Genomic DNA, 26,836 nt, shown 5'->3' on the forward strand with positions numbered 1-26,836 from the left:
GATAAGCCTTGCCTGACATGAATCGACCAAGTCCTGTCAGAGTTAGACGACGGCCTCGCAGTAATGAACTGACACAACACATCAGCGTTTTCAGACGATGGGAATGGACAGTGGGAAGTGCTTGAGCGAGCGCGCTGTGTAAGAATCGAATAGCCTGCATGGGATCGGGATCTTGTTTTTGTGTGGTGCAATACAAGCTGCCGACCCATGCAGGTCTCTTCAATTCCCAACTTCTTGATTTCTCGTAGGAAAAAGCGGGGATTTCTCAGGGACAGATTTATTTTCACAAAAGATAATAAACCCTCCCCCGTTCTCGCTCTAAACCGAAACCCACCGCCCCACCGCCCCACCGCTACCGAACCCGGAATTTTAACCTCCAGACTTCCTAAAAACTGCTCATCAATCGAACGAAGCAAAACTTCCGGCCCCATCAACCCCAACTGAATTGCTTGAACCCCTGAACTGGCAAGCATTAAAGACTTAAACTCCGTTAACGGGCCTTTAACCACCTTGGTCTTAGTTAAATCCTTCTCATGCAACAAATCCGCAGATGCAAAAAACTCAGCCGTATCGAGTCCCAGGGCGGACAACTGGCCGGAGTCCTCCACATCAATTTCCGCATAATGTGTCGCCTGGGCTAAAAATTTTCGCCCGGAAACCTTCCCGTCGATGGCTAACAAAAAGAACGTGAAGGCTGTATTGCCCAAGCGGTTCCAGTCGTCTTCATTTGTGTTGCTGCCCTGAGTCCGATGAAGTGTTTTCACCCCTTTGTTAACCAACTCAAAATTCGGTTCAATCGCGTTAAATCTAGGCGGCCCATCGACTGAGGTGGTGTAGTGCCGGAGGGTAAACTTTTTATTCGATGCTTTATCCATTTGTTTTTGATTGGCTTTTTTATCAGAAAAAACCAGCGAGTCGTTTGTTACATCCTTCATGATGGTAAAGGGCAAAACTCTATCTGTTGCATCGTAGCCGGTCTTGTATTTGTCAAAGACCTCTTGAGCAGGAACAGATTTTCTAGCGATTGAAGGGGTCGGTGTCGACTTTTTAAGCGTACAAGCACCCGTGTGATTGGTCTTGCACTGGGGGCAGAGTTTAGGGATTTGAAAGGGAGCTGTTTTTGACGCCGCAGGTTTGGTCGCTGCGATCACCACGCCAGTGGGCACGGTGAAGGGAGGTGATGATGCAGAGGTTGCCCTTTGACCGAGTATTGGGCCTCGCGTTGATTTTTGATGACCGGAAGGATTGTTGGGGGACGCCGGTCGCAAAACGTTAGGCATTGGACTGTTCGATGGCGGATCAGTAGGCATAAATAAACTTACCCCAGACGTTGAGTGGTTATGAACCACGTTACATTTTGAGGCTTTGGTTATAGCAAAGAGGCACACTACAAAAATGTAGGAAATTTCCGAAGGAAATGAGGCCGGGCATATGCAGGCGGGAGCACCGCGTACGGGAATCTGATGGTCATTTGAACCGTGCGCTGGCCCCTTTGACCCATTGGCCCGACACATGCCCGACATCTGCATCAATGCGCCCTCGTCGCATTGCACGACACGACGACACCGCAGAGTGACTGCAAAAAAAACGGGCGATCCAGTGATCGCCCGTTTTTTATGTATTCATTGTCAGCACGTCGCATACGCACTGCCAAAAAGAGTTCGCCCAGTGAAACAGCCTCGGCATTCCATGCACTGGTAAAGAGCCATGACACTGGACGAACGGGGGAAGTTTAATAGAAGCAGGTGAAGATGTCCGCCTCGCGAACATGAAATTTATAAACACAATGTTTAACAACATGTCGGATGAAATACTATTCAGACGAATGAATAAAACTCACCAACCCGTTCATTAAAACTGATTGTTCTTGTACAAAAAGTTATACAAGAACAATCATTTTTTATAGAGCCAACACTCAATTTTAGTGTGCGCTGGTCACTTTCAGAAGGTCTGTGTAGGTGACAACAACGGTTTGCCCTACTTTCAGGTCCTTGAGTTTCGCTTGAACTTTCGGCTCTACCACTTCAACCGTTTTGGACTGGCCAGCCGGGTTTTCGAAGGTCAATTCATGTTTTGCCAAATCGATTTTGGTGATTTTCAGCTGAACTTGAACCTGACGGTAAGCTTCGCCGGCAGGCATGGAACCGCCCGGTGCCGCTCGGACTTCGCCCGTGCGCTCGGTGGAGCCTGGCAGGCCCTTGTCGACGTCGGTGTCGAGGTATGCCGCGACGGAGCGGGCAACTTCGACTGTGACCTTATCGCCAGCTTTGAGGTTGGCAAGGTTTTTCGCCTTGTCGGTCAGTTGCAGCGTCGTCTCGTTACCTTCTGGCCCTTTAAGGGTGACTTGATGGCTTTTGGCGTCGACCGAGACAACATCAGCGGTGATCGTTGCCGCTTCCACCACGTTAGACAGCGGAATGTCCGCCGCCATGGCGCCAAGGCTGACGGCAGACAGCAAGGTAGCAAGGGTGATGGCTTTGGTCAGTGCGTGGAGTTTCATAGGCGATACATTCCTTGGTAATAAATGACAACAGACCGCTCTGGCTCAGGCGCCGACGCGATCCGTGCCCATGAGCATAGACGCAGTTCAAGGAGTGTTCGAAGTTTCTTCTGCGAGGTATTCACCACCGTCGGTGCTATTGGCGCTTTCCTTGCGCCAGGTCAAGGGAGTGGCACGCAGCGCGTCGTGAACATGCTCGACTTAGCCCGCGATCTACCGAAAGCTGCGACTCAATACCCGGTCATTTCCAGATAGCCTTGCCCCGCGTGGCTGCCACTCAGTTGCACCGGCCCTTCCCAATAGGGAATGCGCAAATCCATCCAGGCGTTTGGATTAAGGGCGTTGAGGGTGAGGTCGAGGTGTTTGCCGGGTATTTTGATCGACCAGCGCACAGGCATCGAACGGCCAGCGACGTTGGCGGTGTCTTGCGGTGTGAGGCGGATGTCGTCGGCGTGCAATGGCTGCGTCTGCCCCTGAGCGTCGATCCAGGTGCCAGTGAGGTACGGCGCGCCTTCCTTGTTGCGCATGCGATAAAGCATCACCTGCTCACCGCTGTCCAGGTGCAGCGAGAACCAGTCCCAACCGGTCTGATTGGCGGTCAGCGGCTGGCTGCTCCATTCGCGGTCGAGCCAGGCCGGGCCGCTGACTTGATAGGTGTTGCCATCGATTTCCAGCGTGCCGCTGGCCTGGAAAAACGGTTGGCTGTAGTAGTACGACGCCTGGCCCTGTTCGGATTTCTGGCTGAAGCCTTTGTCGCCCTGAAGCACCGGCGGACGACTGGACATCAGGCGAAGTTGATAGCCAAAATCCTTGTCCCGGGCACTGAGTTGAAGATCCGCTAAAGGATCAGAACGTTGACTGCTGAAACGCCAGTCATCAATCCAGGCATCAAAAGGAGCCACGCTCACACCTGCCTGCCCCACACCGCCACGGGCATAGCGTTCGGCAGCATGATGCACCGTCGCCGACGTCACGGCGGCGTGCCCCAGCCAGATTGTCTGATTACCCCACCCCGCCACCTCGGGCGCTGCTTTCAAGGCGCTGCGAAACAGTGTCCATTGCACGCCGAACTCGCGGCCCTGCTCGTCCTTGAGATTGGCGGTGACGTACCACCACTCGATGCGAAAGCCGTCATGTGGCCCATGATCTTCCGGGAAGTTGAACACCCGACCGGGCACCACCGGGGTAAAAGCCGCCGCCTCGCCGCCCATACCCGCGAAGCCTTTTTCATCCGGCGCCGGGTGATCGCAGCCGCTCAACAGAAGCATCAGCAACACCACGCCGAGGTTAATCCTCATGAGCAAACGTCCTCAGCAGGTCCGCCGGTTGCGTGCGGTACAGCGAGTACAGCGGCCACGCCGACGCCAGTAATGTTGCGATCAAGGCCAGCCCCATCAACTGCATCAGTTGCAGCGGAAAAACCCGCAACGGCAGGCGCCAACCGAACGCCTGAACGTTGATCACCGCGTCCAGGCACCACGCCAGCGCGATCCCCAGCGGTAACGCCAGCACCAGCGTCAACAGCGCCAGCAACCAGGTTTGCCCGAGGTTGAGCAGCATCAATTGCCGACGCGTCACGCCCAGCGCCCACAACGGCGCCAGTTGCCCGAGGCGGCTTTGGCTTTGGGTCAGCAGGCTGATAAACAGCGCCACGCCCGCCACGCAGAGGGTCAGGCTGTTGAGTGCGGCGGTGGCGGCGAAGGTGCGTTCGAACACTTGCGTCGACCAGCCCTTGAGCCGCGCCTGGTCGACGATACGGCTGTCGTCCAGCGCGAACTGTGCCTGTAACGCGGTGATGAACGGGGGGATCGCTTCCGGCTCGATACGCAGATTAAAGCGGTTGGGGGCTTGCTGTGGCCAGCCCCGCAGCAGATGGCTGACATTGACCAGCAGGTGGCCCTTGGGATTGCCGTAATCGGCGTAGATCCCGACGATGCGCGGCGACCACGAACCGTTCGGCGTGGGAATCGTCAGGTGATCGCCGAGCCGCACCTTCAGGCGGCGGGCCAGTTGTTCGCTGAGCATCAGCGTGTCGTCCCTGGCCAGTTGATCCCATGGGTTATCGCCCAAGGCCTCCAGCAACGGCCAGTGCTGGCGATAGGTCGGGTGGTCGATCACGCCAAAAATATCCGCCGGCCAGCCTTGCAACTGGATCGAAACTTGCCAGCTAGGCAGTACCGCCGAGACGTGCGGTTGCTGTTTGAGCCACGTGTGCAGTTCGCGAGACTGCGCCGGGTTTTGCGGATTGATGTACAACTCGGCCGTCAGGCGTTGTTCGAGCCAGTTGCTGAAGGTCTGGCGAAAACCGGCGGTCATGCTGCCGGCGCCGATATTCGCCGCGAGTGCCAACAGCAGCGCCATCAACGCCAGACTCAGGGCCGGTAATTGCTGCCGGCAATCGGCGATAAACCATTGGCCAAGCACTGAATGACTGCGCGGCAATACCAGGTTGAGCGCGGCATTGAGCACCACCGGCAGCGCCAGCGCGGCGCCGAGCAACAGCGCCGCCATCAGTACAAAGCCACTGGCCAGGCTGTCGCCCCAGATCAAGGCGCTGAGCGCAATCACGGCCGCCATCGCTGCCACCCAGCCCTGGCGCCGCAACCAACGCGCATGAGCCTGATGCCAGGCTTGAGGATCGGCCAGCGCCAGCAGTGGCAAACGCGCCGCTCGCAGCAGACTGTTCGCGCCGGCCAGCAACGCACCGAGCACACTCAGGCCGACTCCGCTGAGCCACCACCACGGGCTGAGGCTCAACTGCCCCGCCACTTCGGCGCCGTACAAACCGCGCAGGCTGGCGGCGACGTCCGGTAACAGCACGCTGGCCAACAGGTAGCCGCTGACCACACCGGCGAGGCCGCCGATCAGCGCCAGAGCGCCGAGCTCAACCACCAGGCACGCGATGAGCATTCGGGCACTGACGCCACAGGCACGCAAGGTCCTGAGCAGTCCCCGGCGTTGTTCCAGCGCCAGGCCGATGGCCGCGTGAACAATGAACAAACCGACCACGAATGACAGAAACCCCAGCGCATCAAGGTTCAGGTGAAAGCTTTCGGTCAAGCGCGCGAGATTGTTCTCCTCGCCACGGGTCTTGAGCTGGAGTTGGCCCTTGAATGCCTCAGGTATCGAGGCGCTGAACCCCTTGGGCAACAACACTCGTGACAGTTGATCCGGCAGACCCAGAATCTGCTGAGCGAAGCCAATATCGACCAGCAAAACACCGGGCGCCATGTCGGTTTCAACGCGCAGCGGCGGCAATGCCACGCCATTCGCGTTCATCGGCCGTTCGCCTTCGTGCAGCCCCAACGCCTGCAAGGTCTGCGGTGAGATCCAGGTACTGCCCGGCGCACTGAAAAACTCGACAATCCGCTCAATCGGTAACGCTTGCCCCGCCACCGATGACCCGGGGGGCAGCGACACCGGCTCGATGCCCATCAGTTGCAAGCGCTGGTCTTCATGGCCCTTGAGCGTCACTCGGCCTTGCAGCACCGGCGACACCGGCCAGCCTGAACGGCGCAGTTCGACAAACAACCCTTGAGAAAACGTTCCGCCACCGGGCGCGCTGAGGCTGGCCTGTGGTTCGCCGCCGATCAACTGACTGGCGCGGGCATAGCTTTCCCGCGCCTGGCTGTTCAACGCCTGTACGCCCGTGAGCAAACCGGTGGCGAGACAGAGCCCGGTCAGCACGCTGAAAAATTGCACCGGATGCTGCCGCCAATGGCTAAGCAGCGCCCGTAGCGTCTCGCGAAAAACCCGCACCTCAGCGTTCGTCCGTGCCAGCCAGACGACCACCGTGCAACACCACCTTTTCCGCGAGCCGCGCAGCCACCCGTGGGCTGTGCGTGACCATTAATAACGTGGTGGGTGTGTCGTCGAGCAATTCCAGCAGCAACTTCAGCACCTCGTCACTGGTGGCTTCATCGAGGCTGCCAGTGGGTTCGTCGGCCAGCAGCAATGTGGGCTTCGACGCCAACGCGCGTCCCAGGGCGACACGCTGCTGTTGCCCGCCGGACAGTTGCTCGGGATAGCGGCGCAGCACATCGTTCAAGCCCAAGCGCTGCACCAGATGCGCCTGCCAGCGCGGGTCGTGCCGCCCCGCCAGCCGCGCCTGAAACGCCAGGTTGTCTTCGACGCGCAAGCTGCCGATCAGGTTGAACTGCTGGAACACCAGGCCGATTTCAGTGCGCCGCCAGTTGGCCAGTTGGCCTTCACTCATCTGCTCCAGACGATATTCACCGCTGCGGATGCTGCCCTGATCGACCTTGTCCAGGCCGGCAATCAAGTGCAGCAAGGTGCTTTTGCCGCTGCCCGATTCACCCATCAGCGCCAGGCTGCCGCCGGGTTTGAGGGTCAGGTCGACGCCTTGCAACACCGGCAACGGACCTTGTGGGGTGGCGTAGCTTTTGTAGACGCCTTGGACCTGAAGCATGGGCGAACCTGTTTGATCAACGTGAAGCAAGGATAGCGGCCCTGCATGTTTTTTGTCCGGTGCCGATTGCTGCCCTTCCCGCCTGCCCACTTACCCTCGGAGGCTGGTCTGACCATAACCATAAAAAACGGAGACACCATGCCTCGTTTCACTTTAAGCCCTAGTGGCCTGTTGGCCTGCCTGATTACTGCTTGCCTGGCGCAATCGGTGGCCGCCGCCGATGAACCGGTCGCCGCCAGCGCACAAACCGCGGCCAACAATGCGGCGGTCCTGCAACAACTGCCCTTTAGCGACCGCACCGATTACGAGTCGGTCAGCAAGGGCTTGATCGCACCTTTCAAGGGCCAGATCAAGGAGGCGGCCGGCAAGGTCATCTGGGATGTACAAGCCTATGACTTCCTGGCCAAGGACAAAAACCCGGACTCGATCAACCCCAGCCTCTGGCGCCTGGCGCAACTCAGTGCCCATGCAGGGCTGTTCGAAGTCAGCCCAAGGTTGTATCAGGTGCGCGGCCTCGACCTGGCCAACATGACCATCATCGAAGGTGACGACGGGCTGATCATCATCGACCCGCTGACCGTCACCGAAACCGCGAAAGCGGCGCTGGAGCTGTACTATCAGAACCGCCCACGCAAACCGGTGGTCGCAGTGATTTATAGCCACACCCACGTCGACCACTTCGGTGGTGTGCGCGGCGTGGTCGATGAGGCCGACGTCAAGGCAGGCAAGGTCAAGGTGTTCGCCCCCGTCGGGTTCATGGAACACGTCATGAGCGAAAACGTGTTCGCCGGCAACGCGATGAGCCGTCGTGCGCAGTATCAGTTCGGCAGCCTGTTGCCCCGTGGTGAGCGTGGTCAGGTCGACGCGGGCCTGGGCAAGAGCTCGCCGAGCGGCGGCACGGTCACCCTGATCCCGCCCACCGACTTGATCGAAAAAGAGCTGGAGACCCGCACCATCGCGGGCCTGGACGTGGAGTTCCAACTGACGCCGGGCACCGAAGCGCCGGCGGAAATGAACCTGTACCTGCCGCAACTGCGGGCCTTGTGCATGGCGGAAAACGCAACGCAGATGATGCACAACATCCTCACCCCGCGTGGCGCACAAGTGCGTGACGCCAAGGCCTGGGCGCAATACCTGGACAGCAGCCTGGCGCGCTACGGTGACAAGAGCGACGTGTTATTCGCCCAGCACAACTGGCCGACCTGGGGTGGCGAGCGGATCCGCACGTTCCTGGCCGATCAGCGTGACATGTATGCCTTCCTCAACGACCGCACCCTGCATCTGTTGAACCAGGGGCTGACACCGCTGGAAGTCGCCGACGCCATCAAGAAATTGCCGGGCACTCTGGACCAGAAGTGGTACACCCGGGGTTACTACGGCTCGCTGAGTTTCAACGTGCGGGCGGTGTATCAGCGCTACCTGGGTTTCTACGACGGTAATCCGGCCAATCTCAATCCATTGCCGCCGGTGGAAACCGCCAAACGCAGTGTCGAGGCCATGGGTGGCCAAGCGGCGGTGCTGGAGAAAATGCACGCGGCGATGGCCAAGGGTGATTACCGCTGGGCCGCGCAATTGGGCAACCAGTTGCTGTTCGCCGACCCGGAGAACCCGGACGCCCGCAAGGCTCAGGCCGAGACACTGGAACAGATGGGTTATCAAAGCGAAAACGCCACGTGGCGCAACATGTACCTGACCGGCGCCATGGAACTGCGCAACGGTGTACCAGCGCACGCCGGTAGCTCGGTGTCGGGGGACATGGTGCGAGCGATGAGCCCTGAAATGTTCTTCGATTTCCTGGCCATTCGCCTCGACAGCGACAAAGCCGTGGGCCACGACATGACCCTGAACTGGACGTTCGAAGACCAGAACAAGGACTTCACCCTGACCCTGCGCAATGGTGTACTGACCCACCGCGCCGGGCTCAACCCTCAGGCCGATGCCGGTGTGAGCATGAGCAAGGCAACACTGGAGCAGATCAGCCTCAAGCAACTGGACTTCCCGACGGCGATTCAGAAGGGGTTGATCAAGTTACAGGGGAACGGAAAGAAGATTGCGGAATTGATGGGTAGCCTGGATACCTTTACCCCGCAATTCAACATCGTCACGCCCTGATCACACAAAGATCGTTCCCACGCTCTGCGTGGGAATGCATCAAGGGACGCTCCGCGTCCCAACGGGCGTGACGCTGAGCGTCACGGGAGGCATTCCCACGCGGAGCGTGGGAACGATCATTAAGCCGGAACCACTTCAACCGCCGGCATCTTCCACCGCTGTTCAACCACTTGCTGTTGCGGCCCGTATAGCCGCAGCACCAGCGTAAACGCCCCACTCGCCGGCGTCGGCAGCCAGTTGCTCTGGACTTGGGGTGCCGAAGGCTGCATCAGCAACGTCAACCCGCCGTCCGCATCCGCCAGCAACGAATCGCGGCTGCTCAGGCAGTAACGATCAATCGGGTTGGCGACCAATTGCCGGTCCGGCAGGTCATACAAGGTCAACGACCAGAACTCGCTGGCCGGCGGCAATTGCCCCGGTGCAAAACGCAGTCGATATTGACGCCCGCCCTGTAAGGGTTGCCCCTGATTGTCCTGACGACTGCCGGTGTAGAACGCCTCTTCGACACTGTTGCCGTAGATGCCGACGTGCGCCGCGACCGCGCGGTTGAGGTAATTGCCGTGCAGCGCTTCGCGGGTGCCAAACAGGCCCAGCGTAGTGCGCACCTGGCTCACCGCGGTTTGCAGTTGCGCCTGGGAATCGGCGATTCCGGCGATTAACGCCTGACGGGTTTCCACCGATACCCCATCAACATCGAACGCCTGGCCCGGCACGATGCCGATGCGGGCGAAACGGGCACGTAATGCCCGCTCGGACGGTTGAGTCGGGCACAGCGTGAGGAGCTGATTCAATACGGCAATGAACGAGGGCCCCAATCCGCTTTTACTGTCCCACGCCGGCCAGTCAATTGCGGGCGCCGCGATCGGTGCAGCGCTGGCGGTGTATTCATGCAGGGCACGCAAACGGTATTGCTGCTGCAACGCGCGCACGGCCGGCAAGTCTTCGGCGTTTTTCAGGCCGGTACGCCCCAGCACCATGACAATCTCGGTCTCGCTGCGTAGCACGGCTTTGATTCCAGGTGGCGTCGGCAATTGCCAGTCAGGCCCGACGATCAGGTAATCCCCCGCCTCTCGACCGGTGCTGAGCACGCCGACGTAAGCAAAATTGTGCGTGTATTGGTCCACCAACTGGTGCACGTAATAGCGATCCTTATCGACCGCCGGCACACTCAGCACCTGCGGTTCGCTGCGCAAATCGAGCCAGGCCCAGGAGTACGGCGTGTCGTTGTTCGGGGTGACAATTTCGCGGTTCTTCGGGGTGTACAACTCGCTGTAGTGACGGAAGCGATTGAAGCCGCCGACGTATTCCGGCGCGGCGGGATTGAGCAGCTGTTTTTCCAGGGTCTGGTAATGCATGAGCATCGGGTAGGCGTAGATCCACGCCTCCTGCGCGATGGCTCGAAGGTCATCGGATTCTGCGGCCAACAACCAGCGTGGAAACACCAGACTGCCGCCCAGCACACCCATGCTGCCCAGCATGCGGCGGCGACTGAACATCATATTCATGGCTCAACCCTCGCAATCGTCGGCAGCTGATAACTGCCATCCAGCGCACCGGCCTTGGGCAGGTACAAACGCAACAACACATTGAACGGCCCCTCGGGGGTCGGCAGCCAGTTGCCCTGCTGTGCGGCGGTCGGCGCATCGGGTTGCAGCATCAAGGTCAAGCCACCGTCGGCGTCATAGTGCAAATCAGGGCTGCGATCACCCAGGGCGTAACGCTGGATCGAATTGGCGGCGAGCAACTGGGTCTTGCCGTCGTAGAGGGTCAACGACCAGAAGGCATTCACGGGCGGCAATTGCCCGGCGGGGAAATGCAGGCGATAGGTTTTACGCCCATCCAGCGTCTGGCCCTGCGCATCGTGCAAGGCCATCGGGTAGATCGCTTCCACCGGATCATTGGCGTAGATATAGCGCCAGGCGACCGCCGCGCGGGTCAGGTCGTCATCACCAAACTTGCCGACATTGGTTGGCGAACGAAACCAGCCTTGTTGCTCCACCGAGACCTGGCTCGACGCCAACCGGACGTGTTCGCGCCCAGCCTCGGCACCCTGGGCAATCGCTTCGCTCAGCGCTGCCGGCGGTTCGAACGCGGCACCCGGCTTCACGCCAATGGCCGCGAAGCGTTCAAGTTTCGAACGCTCGGTTGGCGTCCATTCATGCAGCGGCGCCAAGGTATTGAAGGTGGCGAACAATGCCTGGGCCGGGCCTTGTTTGGTGTCTTGATAGGCGGGCAATCGCAACGGAGCCAACGCTGCCGGTGCTACCCCGCCGGTCACCTTGGACAACGGCGCCAAGGCGTAGCCCGTCAGCACGTTCGCTGCGTCTTGCAGGTCCGCCTCACCCTTGACCTCGGTGCGCCCGAGCAGGAACACCAGGCGACTCGGCGAGCGAATCACACCCCTGAAACCGCTCGGTGTTTCACCGTGCCAATCCGGCCCGGCAATCAGGTAACGCCCGGCTGTGTTGCCGGTGGCGCGGGTGCCGATGTAATCGAGGTTGTCGGTGCGCATGTCGACCAGCTGGAAACTGTAGTAGCGCCCTTCCACGGCCGGAACGTCCAGCACCATGGGCTCGCCACGCAGGTCGAGCACAGCGCGTGAATAGAACGTGTCGTTGTTGGGCGACACCACTTTGTTGTCTTGCGGGCCGAGCAATCGCGGCTCGCTGTACAGCCGGTTGAATGGCAATCTGGCGGCGATGGCGCTGAGCACTTTGTCGTGCTCGACGGTGGCGTAGGCGAAGACGTAAGCCTCTTGCGCCAGCGCCTTGGCTTGCGGCTGATCGAGGGTTGTCGCATGAGCGCTGCCCAGGCTTGCGCCCAGGGCCAGAGCGGATATCCAGTAGCGCACGGTTGATCTCCTGGTGGATGCAAACACTGAAATCCTGTGGGAGCGGGCTTGCCCGCGATGGCGGAGTGTCAGTCAACATAGCTGCTGAATCTGAAGGCCTCATCGTGGGCAAGCCCACTCCCACAAGGACTTGCGGTGTGTGTGAGATACGATTTACTTGGCCCAGCGCCGCAGGTCCGACGGGGTGTAGTCATCGGTCTTGGCCGAGAAGCCGACGCGCATCGGTTCAGTCTCTTCGTTGGCCAGACCACCGGCGTAGTAGCGCCCGGAAATCAGGTCATAGGACGTTTCCAGCACGTTGTAGGTAAAGCCGTGGTCGTACTGCTGAATCGCGTGCAGTTCGCCGCTGCGCCACAGTTCGCCGCGACTGTCGTACTGGTCCGACTGAGCGATCTGCCAGCTGTCCTCGTCGACATAGAAACGTCGTTTGGCGTAGATGTGCCGGGCACTGGGCTTGAGCGTGGCTTCCACCACCCACACCCGGTGTTTCTCGTAACGCGCCAGGTCCTGGTTGACGTGGTTGGGCTTGATCACTTCGTCGTACTTGAGGCTGTGGCTGCCGATTTTGTAGCTGTTGTACGGGATGAACAGCTCTTGTTTGCCGATCAGCTTCCAGTCAAAACGATCCGGCGCACCGTTGTATCCGTCGATATTGTCGGCGGTGATCAGGCCGTTGCTGTAACGGGCGCTGTTGTCATAGGCGATCATCGGCGCACGGCGAACCCGGCGTTGACCCGGCAGGTATTGCCACGCGGAACGTGGCTCGGCCACCTGGTCGACCGGCTCGTGCACCAGCACCGCTTCGCCGGACAAACGCGCCGGCTCCAGCACCCGGCTCTTGAACATGAACAGGATGTTGGCGCCCGACTCCAACCCGCCGACGGTGTCGGCGAAGTTGATCAGCGACTGGTTGCGCACGTAACTGGTGGCGCCGTTTTCACGCACCAGCGCCGAGCTGCTGATGCGCTCGTAACTGCCGCCGCGATAACGGGTCATGTGGTTCCACATCACCTCCAGGCCTTCGGTAGGCAGCGGAAACGGAATGCCGTGCACATAGTCATGCAAGCCATTGCCGCCATCGGCCATGCTGGTTGTGGCGACGTTGTCGCGGCTCTGCGCCAACACCTCCTTGGGCAGGTTGGCGCTGCGATGACTCGGGTAGATGTTCATTTTGTAGCTGTCGGGAAAACGCTTGAACATCGCGATCTGCCCCGGGCTGAGAAACTTCTGATACTGCGCGACGTTTTTCGCGTCGATGGTGAACAACGGCTTCTCCGACGCATACGGATCGCTGTAGCCGCCCTTGCTGTCGACACTGCCGGCGTTGCTCGCCAGGCCGCCGGTCCAGGCCGGAATACTGCCGTCGGCATTGCCAGCCATTTCCGACCCCATGGGGGTCAGGGTTTTGCCCAGCGCGGCGGAATCAGTGCCTTTGGCCTGAGCCAGGCCGACGGTGCAGGCCAGCGCCAGCACGCACAATTGCATACGCATAACGGTTCTCCTTAGAAGTCTGCCTTGAAGCTGACGGATGCGAAATCGCGGTCGTCGAGGGTGCTGTAATCGTTGGAACCAAAGAAGGCGTTGTAGGCCAGTTCGACGCTGTAATCGTTCATGTAGACGCCGGTCAGGCTCACGCCCAACGCTTGCTGGCCTTCCTGGAACGGCCCTTGCGGATCGTAGGAATAACCGGAGATGTCTTGTCGCCAGTTGACCGCCGGAATCAGGTTGACGCCGGGCAGCACGTCGCTGTATTCGAGGCTGGCGCGCAGGCGATAACCCCACGACCACTCGGTGGCAAACCCTTTGTCGGTGCAGTACTGGTTGGTGACGCCCGAAGCCACGGTGTTGCACAGCGTGCCGTTGCGCGGCGCACTGCGGCCAAACGCAGAGTTGCGGCCCAGACGTTCGTCACCCAGGTCGTCGATGTGCACCACACCAGCCTCACCGAACAGGCTCAGGCGCGTAGCGCCCAGCACGTTGTCGATGGCCTGGGTGGCCGAGCCGGTCATCTGCCAGACGCCTTTGCGCACCCAACCGTCGTAGCGACTGCCATTGGTCGTGCTGAAGCCCGGTGGCAGGTCAACCCACGAACTGCCGCCCGGTCCGGAGATCACCGCAACGTTGATGTCCGGTGCGTTGATCGCCAGTGGCATGTTCGGCCGATAGCTCAATTCACCGGCCAGGGAAATACCGGTGTAGGGCTCGACGCCGTTGAGGCTGAGGCCGTACAGGTGAATGTTTTCCGGAAACGCCGCCGCATAACTCGGCGCCTGGACACCGCCGGGGAACGTGCCGGGCAGGCTGGTGTTCTTCGCGTTGAGGGTGAAATACGGCAGCCGCGAGTGATAGTTGATGTAGTAGATCGCCGCCTCGGCATCGTTCATCCCATGGATGATGTTGCGCAAGGCGAAGCCGAACTGGCCGTTGTCGGACGGTGATTCATTACCTCGGGCTGTGGCGTACAACCCCGCGGCCTGCATTTGTTGATCGGTCTGCACCTGACTCAAATACAACGGCCCGCAACCAGGCTGGATGGCATCGCTGCTGGCGAAGAACGTGCCGCAACCGTCAAGTACGCTGGGTCGCCAGTTGTACTGGTAGAAACCTTCGAGGTTGAGGCTGTCCGTCAGGCCGAAGCTGAAGGAGACCATCTCCACCGGTAACTGGCCTTCCTTGATTTCCACACCGGGGCGGTTGAACGCCGAGATGTCCAGCGGGTTGATCACGTTGATGCCGTTCTGGATCAGCAACGCCTCGCCCCACGACAACACCTGGTTGCCAACCTTGACGTTCAACGGGTGGTCGGCCACCTGGAAATCTTTCCAGACGTAGGCGTCGAGTGTCTTGAAACCCTGGAACTTCGACAGGTCATCCCAGCCCGAATCGTCGAAATCCTTGAAGCGGCCATTGCCGGTTTCGTAGGCGTGGTCGTACCAGTACTTGAAGCGAACGAACGCCCCCTGGCCCTGGCCATCGAGACTGAAATCGGTGAGGCCCTTGAATATCTGCGAGGTGGGGTCGCCCTTCTCGAAGTTCAGCCGGTTGTCGTCGGCGCTGACGCTGGTGCCGTTGGCGCGCACGCCTTGGGCTTGCAGCGCGTTGGCGCGGGTCATCAGGCTTTTGTCGGGGTTTTGTGTCGACCAACTGCTGCCCAAGGTCAGGGTGGTTTTGGTCGACAGGCTCCAGTCCTCGTTGATGTCGTAACTGGTGGCCTGGGCCGGCCCGGTCAAGACAGCGAGGATCGCCAGCGCAAGCGGTTGCGGGCGGGTGTGGCCAAGCCTGTGAAGTCGCGGTCGGACCCCGGCTGTGGCCGAGCTTTTTCTTATCATTATTAGGCTCCGGTCAGATTTACTCAGCCCGGACACGGTGCCCAACAATCAGTGCCGACACGCAAGCGATGGCCGACAAAAAGTAATCATCACCGCCACTTCGACCCGTAGCAGCTGACGAGCAGCGCGAGGCTGCGTCCGGCTCTGTAGCAGCTGTCGAGCTCCAGCGAGGCTGCGTCCGGCTCTGTAGCAGCTGTCGAGCTCCGGCGAGGCTGCGTCCGGCTGCGAAGCAGTCGTGAGATCAGGCGGCGTGGTGTTTCAGTAAGACCGCGCGTGCCGGATTCACGACCGCTTCGCAGCCGGACGCAGCCTCGCTGGAGCTCGTCAGCTGCTACAGACCGGTGTGGTTACAAGGAGAGGCGAAACTGTTTGGGGGTGATACCGAACTGTTTGCGAAAGGCCCGGATGAAGTTACTCGGCTGGCGGTAACCAAGGCGTTCGGCGATTCGTTCGATGGGTTGATCACCGGCCGTCAGCCAATGCCGCGCCATGTCCAGGCTGTCGCTGCGGGCGGTGTGCGCGGCGGCGGTTTGCCAGTGCCTGAGCATGCTTTGATGCAAGAACGGATTGGCCCCCAGCAGCGGTTCGTCGAGGCTGGCCAAGGGCAATGTCAGGCACAGGTGCGGCCCCTCATGCACGTCGATGCCGACGCTGCGTAACCACTGCCCCGCGGCCTGTTGCGGCGTGAGGCAGACCTCGACAAACACCTCGCCCGGCGCCCGTCCGACCCGTCGGGCGATGTTGCGCACCAGGGTCAACGCCGCGGCATCCAGACCGAAAAAATGCGGTTGCTGGTCCGTCGCGCGCAGGTGCAATCGGGCCTGCCCGTGCGCCTCTTCCAGTTCGGCCATCACGTAGTTGGTGACACGTGGCAGGAACTCGGTGAAACAGACCAGGCTGGCGCGCAGGGTCGTGGCGGAGTCCAGCAAAATGTTCAGCCCTTGCAGGCAATTGGTCGCCATCCCGTTGACCAGTTCACAGCCAAACGTCGCGCCCGCGCCCAGACGTTCACATTCACTCCAAAGCTTTTCGACGAGGTGCGCGGGAACCGGCAGCCCTTGCCCATCGTGGCACGACAAGTTGATGCCGGCCCGTTGCAGCAATTGCTCCCGGCACAAACCGGACTGTTGGGCGTGGCTGAGAATGGTGCGGGTAAAGGCGCTGGAAACGAACAGTTGATCAGGCATGGCAGGCTACGACGAGTAAACAGGGTTGTAGTTATGCCAGTGGTCGTGGTATCGATCCAATGCATTAAAAGTATTCCAGGAATGCAGGAGACGCATGATGGACCTACGCCAGCTTCGCCACCTCGTGGCGCTCGCCGATTACCGTAATTTTGGCCGCGCCGCCGAGGCGATCAATCTCAGCCAACCGGCCTTCAGTCGCAGCATCCAGACCCTGGAGCGGGACCTCGGCTGTGCCCTGGTGGAACGCAGCAGCCGCGAGTTCCGCCTGACCGGCCAGGGCGAACTGGTGTTGCAACACGCCCGGCGCTTGCTCGCCGGCAGCCAGGCGCTGCACAACGAACTGACTCAATACAACGGCCTGACGGGCGGCGAACTGCACTTCGGCTGCGGTCCTTACCCGGCGCAACTGTTGGTGCCTGAAGCGCTGGCGCAGTTCATTCAAGCGCACCCGGCGATTCGCACCAGCTTTCACCTGGGCGACTGGGAGCAACTGGCGCTGTGGCTGCGTGAACAGCAGATCGAATTTCTGGTGGCCGATTCGCGTTACTTCACCGGTGATCCGCAGTATCAGGTGCAACTGTTGCGGCCCCGTCGCGGGCGATTTTTTTGCCGCGTCGGCCACCCCTTGGCGACGGGTGAACGCCTGCCCCTTCGCGCCCTGCTCGACTACGCCGTGGTCGGCACCCGGATTCCGCCGATGATTCGCAAGATCCTCGCCGATGTGCAGGGCGAGCCGGACTTCAACCCCAGCGTCGAATGCGCGCAATTCGATGCGATTCGCCGGGTGGTCATGCACTCCGACGCCGTCGGCATCGCGACCATGGAAGCCCTCGATGAACTGGCCAGCCAGGGGCATATCCACTTGCTGACCTTTACCGACATCCCCAGAGATGACCCGGCCCTGCAGTTGCACTACGGCATCGTCAGCCGCCCCGGTCATTCTTTGACGCCGGCAGCGCTGGCGATGGTGGAAGCGATCCTGGCGGTGGACCAGCGATTGCTCGCGGTGGATCAGGTCTAACACCGCAAAACCTGTAGGAACCGAGCTTGCTCGCGATGGCGGCATATCAGTCACATAGAGGCTCAATGTTATGGCCTCATCGCGAGCAAGCTCGGCTCCTACAGGGGTTCTGCGTTGCTTTTGAATCAGGCGCGACGCGCAAATGACTGCATCATCGCTCGCGACTCACCCAAGGCGCGCAGCAGGCAATGCATTGCTTCTTCACGGCTGCGTTCAAAGCGGTAACGGCCCTCGATGTACAGCGCCAGCTTCAGTTCTACCGGTTCGTCCAGCGGCAACGGCACCTGTTGAAGCCCGAGTACACTGGCGACCCGACTCGGCAGACTCATGCCGAAGGGCTGCCGATCCGCGATCAGCTTGGCGGCCAGTGTGCTTTGGGTGTTCACCGCAATCGTTCGGCGCAGACCTTTCAAGCCCAGGTGCAAGTCCACCGGGCTGAGGCCGTCGCGGCGGCTGGAAATCTGAATCTGCGGTTGCTCAAGAAAGGCTTGCAGGGTGCGCGGCGGTTCCTTGAGCGCGGCGCCATAGGCAAACACGTAATGGTCGGCCGGCAACACCTGCTTGTGCAACCCGGCGAGCCCGGCCAGCGGTTGGTCGAGGTCGATGAGGATGTCGAGTTTGCCGCTGGCCAGCTCCTGCAAGGCATCGCGACGGCGCGGCTGGAAATAGCGCACCTGCCAGTCGGCCTGGGGGGATTCGAGCAAGGCATCGAGCAGCACCGGTTGCAGGCAATCCAGGCAGCTGATGCGTAACAACGGATTGTTCTGCCGCGCCGCCGGAATCATCCGCAAACCATCGCGCAATGATTCCAGGGCGGCGCGCACATAGTCCGCCAAACGGTGCGCGACCAGCGTCGGCGTCACGCCCAGACGGCTTTTGATGAACAGCGGATCGCCACACAATTCGCGCAGGCGGCGCAGCGCATTGCTCATGGCCGGTTGCGACAGGCACATCACTTCGGCGGCACGGGTGACACTGCGTTGCTGGTAAATGGCATCGAAGGCGAGCAGCAGGTTCAGGTCGAGCTGGCGTAAATCAAGCATGGTCTTGCTCCGGCAAATCGCTTAACGTCGAGCAGCCTAACCAGTGTCCCGGAACATGCTGTGAGCCCTACATGACAAAAAGCGATCAGCGACTGCCCCATCAACCAAGGTCCCATCAATCAAGACCGAATGCGTTTTATGCGCCGACCTTGCTGCCGGCCATCGAAGAACTGCTGGCCCGAGGCGTTGCCCGGGATACCCTCGAAGGTCTGTTTCGACGCAGCCTGTTCGAGCTGCGCACGCCCTTCATGCGCATTCCGTTGTTCCTGTCGCGGCGCTTCTGGACCTTTGCGCTGGAGCAGACCGGCGACCCGTTGATCGGTCTGGCGGCGGGCCGTCGCTTCGTTTCCACCGCCACCAACGGCCTGACCTACCTGTTCGACGTGGCGGCGTCACTGGAAAGTGCCTGCGCGTATTTCGAGCGGTTTTTCCCGTTCTTCAACGGGCATTTCCAGGCCCAGATCGTGCGCAGCGATGACGGTGTGGAATTGCGCCTGCTCGACTGCGGCAGCGTGAAAGCCGGTGCGGCGACCACCGATTACATCCTCATCAGCCTGTGCAGCATGCTACGCCGCAAGTTTCTCGCCAGTGGCCTGGAACGTGATCCGGTGTTGAGTGTTGGCCTCGCGTGGCCAAGGACCGCCAACCCGACCGATCACGAACAGGCGTTCCGCGCACCGGTGCATTGGGCACAACCGCACCCTTCGATTCGCCTGGACCGACAGTTGTTCGTGACCGCGCTGACGCCGGGCAACCATGAGCTGGAACACACACTGGTGGAGTTGCTGGAACAGACCCGGCGCAACAGCGAGCCTACGTTGCTGGAGCAAGTCAGCGACCATTTGATCGCCGATCTGGCCAGCGCCAACTGGCAGCAGTTTTGTAACGACCATCATTTGCTGGAACGCACGGCGGCACGCCGGTTAAAGGCGCTGGGGTGGAGTTTTTCGCAGCTGCAGGATGAGTACCGGCGCTGCCGCGCGGAAGATTTGTTGCAGGCGGCAGACCTGGAGTTGGTGGAGATTTCCGACCGGTTGGGCTACAGCGATGTGCAGAGTTTTAACCGCGCCTGTTTGCGCTGGCTGGGGTGTGCGCCGGGGGTGTATCGGACGCGGTGGGTGCAGCCTTCAGAGGTGTGTTGATAGGTGGGGCCTCATCGCGGGCAAGCCCGCTCCCACAGGTTTTTTGGTGGTCACAAACCGGGGTTTTCAGTGAACCTCTCGGCTCACTGAAAGCCACTGTTAGCTAGATTTCAAAAACGTGGCTTGATGGTTTTCCACTCAGGCTTGTAACGCTGCATCTGTTTCACATCATCGCGCTGGCGAATACCGCACGTCAGGTATTGGTCATGCAGCTTGCCCAATTGATCGTGATCCAGCTCCAGGCCCAACCCGGGCGCTCGGGTAATTTTCACGCAACCATCGACGATGGGCAGCTTGCCGCCCTTGATCACCTCTTCGTCCGGCTCCTGCCACGGGTAATGCGTGTCGCAGGCGTAATCGAGATTGGGCACCGAGGCGGCGACATGGGCCATGGCCATCAGGCTGATACCCAAGTGCGAGTTGGAATGCATGGACACGCCCAAACCAAAGGTCTGGCACATTTTCGCCAGCGCCTGGGTGTCGCGCAGGCCGCCCCAATAGTGGTGATCGGCAAGGACGATCTGCACGCTGTTCAAGGCCACACTGCGGCGAAACTCATCGAAATCGGTGACCACCATATTGGTCGCCAGCGGCAGGCCGGTGCGTTTGTGCAGTTCGGACATGCCTTCCAGGCCAGGCGTCGGGTCTTCGTAATATTGCAGGTCATCGCCCAGCAATTCGGCCATGCGAATCGAGGTTTCCAGGGACCAGTTAGCGTTCGGATCGATCCGCAGCGGGTAACCCGGGAAGGCCTTTTTCAGCGCCTTGATGCACGCCACCTCATGCTCAGGTTCCAGCGCGCCCGCCTTGAGCTTGATGCTCTTGAAACCGTAGGTCTCGATCATGCGCCGGGCCTGGGCGACGATCTGCTCTTCGTTCAGCGCTTCCCCCCAACTGTCGGGTTTGTAGGGCGAATCGATATGCTGGGCGTACTTGAAGAACAGATAAGCGCTGAACGGAATCTCGTCACGGATCGCGCCGCCCAGCAAGTCCACCAATGGCACGTTCAGCGAGTGCGCCTGCAAATCCAGGAACGCCACTTCGAATGCCGAATACGCATTGCTCACCGCTTTGCTGGCGTGAGAACCGGGTGCCAGTTCTGCGCCGGCGATGCTCGCCGGTTTGTTCGCCGCCACGGTGGCCTGGACGATGGCGCGCAGTTGATTGAGATTGAACGGGTCGAGGCCGATCAGCTTGTCTTGCAATTGCTGCTGGATCGCCAGCGCCGGAGCGTCGCCGTAGCTCTCACCCAGGCCAATGTAGCCATTGTCGCTCTCGATCTCGATGATCGAGCGCAGTGCGAACGGTTCGTGGATCCCGCTGGCGTTGAGCAGCGGCGGATCACGGAAAGCGATGGGGGTGACGGTGACTCGTTTGATTTTCAAGAGGCTGCTCCCTTTGAACCTGAACTCAAGGCGGGTTGACTGGTGGATGTTTTGCAGGCGGCGTCCTCGGCGGGTTTGCCGTTCAGCGAGCGCAAGGAGTCGCCACGAGGGGCCGTGCGAGCGAAAAAGATCACCACGGCCGCGACCAGGGATGTGGCGGCCAGGCCGTAAAGCCCACCCTCGATAGACCCGGTTTTTTGTTCGAGAAAACCGAACGCCGTCGGGGCCACGAAACCACCCAGGTTGCCGATGGAGTTGATCAGGGCGATCACCGCCGCGGCGATGCGCGCATCCAGATAGCCTTGCGGAATCGGCCAGAACAACGCCGAGGCGGCCTTGAAACCAATGGCCGCAAAACAGATGGCGACAAAGGCGAAGATCGGTCCGCCGGTGGTCGACATGAACATGCCGAACGCCGCAATCACCAGCGTCAACGCCACCCAGGCTTGCTGGTGTTTCCATTTGCTGGCCATGGCGGCGAAGCCATACATCGCGACGATGGAAATCAGCCACGGAATCGAGTTGAACAGGCCGACCTGGAAGTCGCCGAGGTTGCCCATTTTTTTGATCATGCTCGGCAGCCAGAACGTGGCGCCATAGATGGTCAGGGCAATGGAAAAGTAGATAAAACAGAACAGGGCAATTTGCTTGTCGGCCAGCAGTTTGAACATCGACGGCTTGATCGTCTGCGCGGCTTCGCGAGCTTGCTGTTCCAGCGCGATGGCGCCAGTCAGGGCGTCTTTTTCTTCGACGCTCAGCCATTTCGCTTCACGCGGATGGGATTGCAGCCAGGACCAGACAAAACCGCACAGGACGATGGAGGCGAAGCCTTCAATCAGGAACATCCACTGCCAGCCATGCAGGCTGAAACCGCTGACGTTCAGCAGCGCACCGGACACCGGGCCGGAAATGACCGAAGCAATGGCCGAACCGCTGAGAAAGATCGCCATGGCTTTGCCCCGTTCAGTCGACGGCAGCCACTGGGTGAAGTAGTAAATGATGCCCGGAAAAAAACCCGCTTCGGCCGCGCCGAGAATGAAGCGCAGTACATAGAAGCTGGTTTCGCCACGCACGAAGGCCATGGCCATGGCAGCTGCGCCCCAAGTGAACATGATGCGCGTCAACCAGGCACGAGCACCGTAACGCTGCAGCAGCATGTTGGAGGGTACTTCGAATATCGCGTAACCGATGAAGAACAGCCCGGCGCCCAGGCCATAGGCCGCTGCGCCGATGCCCAGGTCGGTTTCCATGTGGCTGCGTACGAAGCCGATGTTGACCCGGTCGATGTAGTTGACGATGAACATCACCACAAACAGCGGCAACACATGGCGCTTCACCTTGGCCGCGGCGCGGGCAAGCACATTCGGGTCCGGCGGACTCTGGAGGGTTTTCAAAGGGCGACTCCCGACATTGTTTTTTTAGGGACGAACCGATCATGGACGCGGCAATTGATCCCGTCTAATCTAAACTGGCATTCGATTGATACCCGGATTAGATCAATGTTCGAACTGACCCAACTGCGCTGCTTCACCACCGTGGCCACTGAACTCAACTTCCGTCGTGCCGCCGAACGACTGAACATGACTCAACCGCCCCTGAGTCGACAGATCCAATTGTTGGAGCATCACCTGGGTGTCGAGTTGTTCACCCGCTCCACCCGCAGCGTCGCCCTCACCGCCGCCGGCCGCGCCTTCTTTATCGAAGCGCAGAACTTGCTGGAGCGCGCCCAGCAAGCCGCCGTCACTGCCCGGCGTTTTGCCGAAGGCGACATTGGTTCGGTCAACATCAGCTTCGTGGGCAGCGCCGTGTACGAGTTCCTGCCCAAGGTCATAGCCGAAGCACGGCTCAAACAACCCCACGTCAAAATCGATCTGGCGGAGATGAACACCTACCAGCAGCACGAAGCCCTTCGCGCCCGGCGTATCGATCTGGGTATCGTCCGCGCGCCCTTGCTGGAACCGGGTTACGCCACCGAGTGCCTGGTGCGCGAGCCCTTTGTCTTGGCCGTCCCCAGTCGCCACCCGCTGGCCAGTGCCGAAACCGTGTCCGTCAAAGACCTCGACGCGCAACCGTTCCTGATGTACTCCCACGCCGCCTACCCGCCCTTCAACGAACTATTGACCGGCATGCTGCGCTCAGCCCGCGTCGCTCCGGAATACGTGCAATGGCTCGGTTCGTCACTGACGATTCTGGCGCTGGTCAACGCCGGAATGGGCCTGGCCCTGGTCCCTCGCTGCGCCACCAGCGTGGTGTTCAAGAACGTGGTGTTTCGGGATATCGATCTGGGGGAAGGCGTACAGAGCGAGCTGCATTTGATCTGGCGCGAGAACAATAACAACCCGGCGTTTGCGATGTTGCTGGAGGGGATTCGCAAGGCTGTGAGGGAGGGATGGGGGGTGTAAATGTGTAGATGGGCCGAGTGTCGCCGGGTTTGAGGGCTTGTGCGACCAGCCGCAATCGGCGCCTCACGGACGTTTTTTACACGGGAGCGCTATAGTTAATGACCTTGGGGAAACACGGGAAATCCGACTTCGCAGGTGTTGCCATGAAGACGTTCGAACAAACGCTGTTGCTTGCCCTTTGCCTGGTCGCCACCGGCGTGCACGCGGATGACAGCCTGATGGAAACCGACCAATCAAGCAGTGAATTCAACTATTACGGGAAGGATCAACCCTTTTCCCACCCGGTGCCGCCCTCCATGAGTATTGTTCCGCCGGGCGCGTACATTTCGTCTTCTCCACAAACGTTCATCCCGGTGTCGAGTCAGCACGTGTTCCACGACTCCCGCTTGCCGACGGTGGCGGACGCGTCGGTGCGAGTGTTCATTCGCACCTACGACGAGGAACACGGCGTCTACGTGAACCAGGAAGTCGAGGACCCGAGCTGCATGTTGTCATGCCTGCGCCAGGGCCCCGCCTTGTAACACAGGTCAATGCCTACCACTGGCGTTTGTCCGGACGTGCCAGGCCGAGTTTTTCGATCCGGTAACGCAGCATGTCTCGGCTCAGGCCCAGCAGCCGTGCGGACTTGGTGACGTTCCAGTCAGTCTTGTCGAGCATCTTGCGCACCATGTCGCGCTCGACTTCAGGCAGGTTCATCGACTCAGTGCCGTTGTAGATCGGGCGTGGTTCGTGGTTTTGCGGCTCATGCTGATACATCGGCGGGTCATCCACCAGGCTGAGGCAGACGTTCAACTGATGCGCGGCGATGGTGTCGCTTTGCGCCAGCAGCACGGTTTGCTCAAGCATGTTGCGCAACTCACGCACGTTGCCCGGCCAGCTATAGCTGAGCAGCAGTTCTTCAGCCTGATCACTGAAATGCAGGTTCGGTTTGCCATAGCGTTTGCCATGGACGGCTAAAAAGTGCCGGGCCAGTAGCAGAATGTCTTCGCCACGGGCATACAGGCGCGGCACTTTGATGGAGATGATCCGCAGGCGGAAGAACAAGTCACGGCGAAACTTGCCCTGCTGCACCATCTGTTCGAGGTTGCAGTTAGTGGCGCTGATCACCCGCAAGTCGACCTTGCGCTCCTTGACCGAACCGACTCGACGAATGGTCCGGTCCTCCAGGAGTTTCAGCAGTTTGGCTTGCAGCAACAAATCCATCTCACCGATTTCATCAAGAAACAACGTACCACCATCGGCCGCTTCCACCAGACCGACACGGCGGTCCTTGGCATCGGTAAAGGCGCCCTTCTCGTGGCCGAACAGTTCCGACTCCACCAGATTGGAAGGGATCGATGCGCAGTTGAATTCAATGAACGGGCCTTTGCTGCGCGGGCCGTCGAAGTGCAGCGCGCGGGCCACCAGTTCTTTACCGGTGCCGGTCTCACCCTCCACCAATACGGGCGGCAAGTCGGTGTTGGCCATGCGCCGCTCGGCGTCGAGCAACTGGGCGATGGTGTTCTTCAGGTAGTGCATCGGCGCCGATTCACCAATCAGTGCCTGCACGCCGGATTTCTGCGCCTCGCGCTCCTGATAGAACGACAACGTGCGCTCCATGCGATCAGTGGCCAGCGCCTTGTCCAGCAAGAGCTTGAGCTCAGGCAAGGCCACCGGTTTAGTGACGTAGTGGAAAGCCCCCTCTTTCATCGCCACCACGGCATCTTCGACATTGCCGTAACCGGTCATCATGATCACTTTCAGATCCGGCGCGCTGACGCGCAGCTTCTGGATCAAGTCGTGACCACTCATGCCAGGCAACGAGTTGTCGGTCAACACCACGTCAGGGGCGAACGCTCCCAATTGCACCAGTGCATCTTCAGCAGAATGGCAGACCGTTACCTCGAAGTCTTTACGCTCCAGGTAGGTCTGAATATTCTCGGCGAGGATTTCGTCATCCTCGACCAGCAATATGCTGTGCTCCATATTCCCCTCCCGTTGCCGCTTTAAAATTGAGACAAACGCGGGTTCCCTCCTGCTCCTGGCTGATCAGTTCGACCGAGCCTTCGAAACGCTCCATTATTCGTTTTACCAGGGCCAGGCCTACGCCCAGCCCTCCTTGTTTGGTGGTGAAAAACGGCTTGAAGACCATCTGTTGCTGCTGCTTGGTCATGCCTTTGCCGGTATCACTAAGGGTCATGCGCACATGGCCGGGTTGTGTCTGTTCGATATCAATACTCAATTGACCACCCTTGGGCATGGCTTCCAGGGCGTTGGCAAACAGGCTATTGAGAATTTGCGTCAGCAGCACCTGTTGGCTGACGACCGGTGGGCAGGCTTGAGGCGTGAATCGCACCTGCACGTTCGACCGTTTGATCAGCGCATCGAATGCACTCAGGGTGTCATCGATGGCCAGCACCAGATCGACCGTTTCGCAGTCGTCATTCATCGGCCGTAACGACACCAGCAATTCCCGAACCCAGCGTGACATGCGATCGACCTGATTGATGATGTCACCTATGTTCTTCTGCGCATTCTGGCTGGCGATTTCCTGGGCCAGTTCGGCGCTGGAACGAATGTTGGCCAGTGGATTACGCAAACTGTGTGCCACCGCCGAGGACATTTCCCCCAGGGCGACGAACGTTTCATTGGTGATCAATTGCTTCTGCTGGCTCTGCAGCAGCATCGAGGCACGGCGCACAATCCAGAACAACCCAAGGTAGATGACCAGGCCGCCGAGTACGGTTGCCAGCCAGATGGCCTTGAAACCACGCTGGATGCGCTCCACCAGGTCGACCGGTTCCTTGTAGATCTCAACCATGGCGACCACTTTGCTTCTGTCGGCATTGAACATCGGGATGTAATTCTCGACGAACAGGTATTCCGGCTCGCGCAGCAGCTTCTGCTCGGGACGCTCGTCATCGATTTCGTGGTAGCTGGTGGACACCAGCTCTTTCATTTCAAAGGACGAGTCCAGCTCATCATCGTCTTTGATGCGCACGCCGATCAACTCCGGGTTCGTCGACCAGACCACGGTACGATCCAGCGCGTACACCGTCGCCAACAAAATGTCCGGCAGGTGCTCCACGTGATCGAGAAATTCAATGCGCGCCGCCGCACGGGTGCCTGGGGACACGTCGGGATAAGCGTTGTCCAGCCGAGGGTCGAGCATCTCGCCCATGGTTCTGGCCGGGTCGATCAAGGCATGGCGAATTTCGGCGTCACCTATGGCTTGAATGAATTGCGCGGTCAGCATGGAATCGCGCTCGATGCTTTCGGTCACCACAAAACGCGTGGAGATATAGCCAAGCCCCAACGCCACGGCGGCAATGATGAAAAAGCTGGCCAGGGAAAACCAGCGCAACAGATTGAACTGCCCACCCCGGCTCTGGCCTGCGACAGCCGGTGTGATCGGTGCCGGTTCTTGTTGTTGTTCGAGTATCGGCATAGGGGGTG

Annotated in this window: 19 protein-coding genes and 1 pseudogene; 5 read left to right on the forward strand and 15 right to left on the reverse strand. The window is 59.9% G+C overall.

What is annotated here, in order from left to right; translation table 11 throughout:
• From C7534_RS27880 to C7534_RS27900, 5 genes and pseudogenes are all read right to left on the reverse strand, one after another.
• Window positions 1-1,280 (reverse strand): annotated as a pseudogene (locus C7534_RS27880) (hypothetical protein); the annotation flags it as partial.
• A gap of 641 nt (window positions 1,281-1,921) precedes the next feature.
• A complete protein-coding gene (locus C7534_RS27885; RefSeq protein ID WP_046027825.1) occupies window positions 1,922-2,500 on the reverse strand; it encodes a hypothetical protein in 579 nt (192 codons plus the stop codon).
• 230 nt (window positions 2,501-2,730) lie between these two features.
• Complete coding sequence (locus C7534_RS27890) at window positions 2,731-3,798, reverse strand: lipocalin-like domain-containing protein (protein ID WP_109787737.1); 1,068 nt, start codon at window positions 3,796-3,798, stop codon at window positions 2,731-2,733.
• Entirely contained in the window at window positions 3,788-6,259 is a 2,472-nt protein-coding gene (locus tag C7534_RS27895; RefSeq protein WP_109787794.1) for an ABC transporter permease, read from the reverse strand. The genes C7534_RS27890 and C7534_RS27895 overlap by 11 nt, the downstream gene beginning before the upstream one ends.
• A gap of 1 nt (window position 6,260) precedes the next feature.
• Window positions 6,261-6,929, reverse strand: coding sequence for an ABC transporter ATP-binding protein (locus C7534_RS27900; protein ID WP_109787738.1), 669 nt, complete (start codon window positions 6,927-6,929; stop codon window positions 6,261-6,263).
• A 138-nt stretch (window positions 6,930-7,067) separates the two neighbouring features.
• Between C7534_RS27900 and C7534_RS27905 the strand changes: the two genes are divergently transcribed.
• Window positions 7,068-9,041 carry an alkyl/aryl-sulfatase gene (locus tag C7534_RS27905; RefSeq protein WP_109787739.1) on the forward strand — a complete coding sequence of 658 codons (1,974 nt, stop codon included), beginning with the start codon at window positions 7,068-7,070 and terminating at the stop codon, window positions 9,039-9,041.
• A gap of 119 nt (window positions 9,042-9,160) precedes the next feature.
• On the opposite strand, the gene C7534_RS27910 is transcribed toward C7534_RS27905, so the two are convergent.
• The 5 genes from C7534_RS27910 to C7534_RS27930 form a co-directional block, all read right to left on the reverse strand.
• Window positions 9,161-10,546, reverse strand: coding sequence for a DUF1254 domain-containing protein (locus C7534_RS27910; protein ID WP_109787740.1), 1,386 nt, complete (start codon window positions 10,544-10,546; stop codon window positions 9,161-9,163).
• Window positions 10,543-11,892, reverse strand: a complete 1,350-nt coding sequence (locus C7534_RS27915; RefSeq protein ID WP_109787741.1) for a DUF1254 domain-containing protein — start codon at window positions 11,890-11,892, stop codon at window positions 10,543-10,545. Before C7534_RS27915 ends, C7534_RS27910 begins: the two co-directional genes overlap by 4 nt.
• Before the next feature lie 153 nt (window positions 11,893-12,045).
• The gene (locus tag C7534_RS27920; protein WP_109787742.1) at window positions 12,046-13,383 is read right to left on the reverse strand and encodes a DUF1329 domain-containing protein; all 1,338 of its coding nucleotides are present in this window, start codon (window positions 13,381-13,383) and stop codon (window positions 12,046-12,048) included.
• An 11-nt stretch (window positions 13,384-13,394) separates the two neighbouring features.
• Entirely contained in the window at window positions 13,395-15,221 is a 1,827-nt protein-coding gene (locus tag C7534_RS27925) for a DUF1302 domain-containing protein (RefSeq protein WP_109787743.1), read from the reverse strand.
• Window positions 15,222-15,568: 347 nt separating this feature from the next.
• On the reverse strand, window positions 15,569-16,408 hold the full coding sequence (locus C7534_RS27930; RefSeq protein WP_109787744.1) for an AraC family transcriptional regulator: 840 nt from the start codon (window positions 16,406-16,408) through the stop codon (window positions 15,569-15,571).
• A 97-nt stretch (window positions 16,409-16,505) separates the two neighbouring features.
• On the opposite strand from C7534_RS27930, the gene C7534_RS27935 reads away from it, so the two are divergent.
• Window positions 16,506-17,429, forward strand: a complete 924-nt coding sequence (locus C7534_RS27935; RefSeq protein ID WP_109787745.1) for a LysR family transcriptional regulator — start codon at window positions 16,506-16,508, stop codon at window positions 17,427-17,429.
• 125 nt (window positions 17,430-17,554) lie between these two features.
• Here C7534_RS27935 and C7534_RS27940 read toward each other — a convergent pair whose 3' ends face one another.
• Window positions 17,555-18,472, reverse strand: a complete 918-nt coding sequence (locus C7534_RS27940) for a LysR family transcriptional regulator (RefSeq protein WP_109787746.1) — start codon at window positions 18,470-18,472, stop codon at window positions 17,555-17,557.
• Between the two features lie 71 nt (window positions 18,473-18,543).
• Between C7534_RS27940 and C7534_RS27945 the strand changes: the two genes are divergently transcribed.
• On the forward strand, window positions 18,544-19,614 hold the full coding sequence (locus tag C7534_RS27945; protein ID WP_109787747.1) for an AraC family transcriptional regulator ligand-binding domain-containing protein: 1,071 nt from the start codon (window positions 18,544-18,546) through the stop codon (window positions 19,612-19,614).
• 110 nt (window positions 19,615-19,724) lie between these two features.
• On the opposite strand, the gene C7534_RS27950 is transcribed toward C7534_RS27945, so the two are convergent.
• Both C7534_RS27950 and C7534_RS27955 read right to left on the reverse strand, forming a co-directional pair.
• The gene (locus tag C7534_RS27950) at window positions 19,725-20,999 is read right to left on the reverse strand and encodes a glucarate dehydratase family protein (RefSeq protein WP_109787748.1); all 1,275 of its coding nucleotides are present in this window, start codon (window positions 20,997-20,999) and stop codon (window positions 19,725-19,727) included.
• Complete coding sequence (locus C7534_RS27955; RefSeq protein WP_109787749.1) at window positions 20,996-22,393, reverse strand: MFS transporter; 1,398 nt, start codon at window positions 22,391-22,393, stop codon at window positions 20,996-20,998. Before C7534_RS27955 ends, C7534_RS27950 begins: the two co-directional genes overlap by 4 nt.
• Window positions 22,394-22,498: 105 nt before the next feature.
• Here C7534_RS27955 and C7534_RS27960 point away from each other — a divergent pair, with 105 nt between their 5' ends.
• Both C7534_RS27960 and C7534_RS27965 read left to right on the forward strand, forming a co-directional pair.
• Window positions 22,499-23,401, forward strand: a complete 903-nt coding sequence (locus C7534_RS27960) for a LysR substrate-binding domain-containing protein (protein ID WP_109787750.1) — start codon at window positions 22,499-22,501, stop codon at window positions 23,399-23,401.
• 143 nt (window positions 23,402-23,544) lie between these two features.
• Window positions 23,545-23,922, forward strand: coding sequence for a hypothetical protein (locus C7534_RS27965; RefSeq protein ID WP_109787795.1), 378 nt, complete (start codon window positions 23,545-23,547; stop codon window positions 23,920-23,922).
• Between the two features lie 13 nt (window positions 23,923-23,935).
• Here C7534_RS27965 and C7534_RS27970 read toward each other — a convergent pair whose 3' ends face one another.
• A complete protein-coding gene (locus C7534_RS27970; protein WP_109787751.1) occupies window positions 23,936-25,366 on the reverse strand; it encodes a sigma-54-dependent transcriptional regulator in 1,431 nt (476 codons plus the stop codon).
• A complete protein-coding gene (locus C7534_RS27975) occupies window positions 25,335-26,828 on the reverse strand; it encodes a sensor histidine kinase (RefSeq protein ID WP_109787752.1) in 1,494 nt (497 codons plus the stop codon). The genes C7534_RS27970 and C7534_RS27975 overlap by 32 nt, the downstream gene beginning before the upstream one ends.
• Window positions 26,829-26,836 lie beyond the last annotated feature (8 nt).

Source organism: Pseudomonas sp. OV226, assembly GCF_003148705.1.
Classification (GTDB): domain Bacteria; phylum Pseudomonadota; class Gammaproteobacteria; order Pseudomonadales; family Pseudomonadaceae; genus Aquipseudomonas.

Excerpts from the sequence above, each read along its gene's own strand:
- C7534_RS27885 (WP_046027825.1), bottom strand. The coding sequence starts at position 2,500 with ATGAAACTCCACGCACTGACCAAAGCCATCACCCTTGCTACCTTGCTG.
- C7534_RS27890 (WP_109787737.1), bottom strand. The coding sequence starts at position 3,798 with ATGAGGATTAACCTCGGCGTGGTGTTGCTGATGCTTCTGTTGAGCGGC.
- C7534_RS27900 (WP_109787738.1), bottom strand. The coding sequence starts at position 6,929 with ATGCTTCAGGTCCAAGGCGTCTACAAAAGCTACGCCACCCCACAAGGT.
- C7534_RS27905 (WP_109787739.1), top strand. The coding sequence starts at position 7,068 with ATGCCTCGTTTCACTTTAAGCCCTAGTGGCCTGTTGGCCTGCCTGATT.
- C7534_RS27910 (WP_109787740.1), bottom strand. The coding sequence starts at position 10,546 with ATGAATATGATGTTCAGTCGCCGCCGCATGCTGGGCAGCATGGGTGTG.
- C7534_RS27920 (WP_109787742.1), bottom strand. The coding sequence starts at position 13,383 with ATGCGTATGCAATTGTGCGTGCTGGCGCTGGCCTGCACCGTCGGCCTG.
- C7534_RS27925 (WP_109787743.1), bottom strand. The coding sequence starts at position 15,221 with ATGATAAGAAAAAGCTCGGCCACAGCCGGGGTCCGACCGCGACTTCAC.
- C7534_RS27930 (WP_109787744.1), bottom strand. The coding sequence starts at position 16,408 with ATGCCTGATCAACTGTTCGTTTCCAGCGCCTTTACCCGCACCATTCTC.
- C7534_RS27935 (WP_109787745.1), top strand. The coding sequence starts at position 16,506 with ATGGACCTACGCCAGCTTCGCCACCTCGTGGCGCTCGCCGATTACCGT.
- C7534_RS27940 (WP_109787746.1), bottom strand. The coding sequence starts at position 18,472 with ATGCTTGATTTACGCCAGCTCGACCTGAACCTGCTGCTCGCCTTCGAT.
- C7534_RS27945 (WP_109787747.1), top strand. The coding sequence starts at position 18,544 with ATGACAAAAAGCGATCAGCGACTGCCCCATCAACCAAGGTCCCATCAA.
- C7534_RS27960 (WP_109787750.1), top strand. The coding sequence starts at position 22,499 with ATGTTCGAACTGACCCAACTGCGCTGCTTCACCACCGTGGCCACTGAA.
- C7534_RS27965 (WP_109787795.1), top strand. The coding sequence starts at position 23,545 with ATGAAGACGTTCGAACAAACGCTGTTGCTTGCCCTTTGCCTGGTCGCC.
- C7534_RS27970 (WP_109787751.1), bottom strand. The coding sequence starts at position 25,366 with ATGGAGCACAGCATATTGCTGGTCGAGGATGACGAAATCCTCGCCGAG.
- C7534_RS27975 (WP_109787752.1), bottom strand. The coding sequence starts at position 26,828 with ATGCCGATACTCGAACAACAACAAGAACCGGCACCGATCACACCGGCT.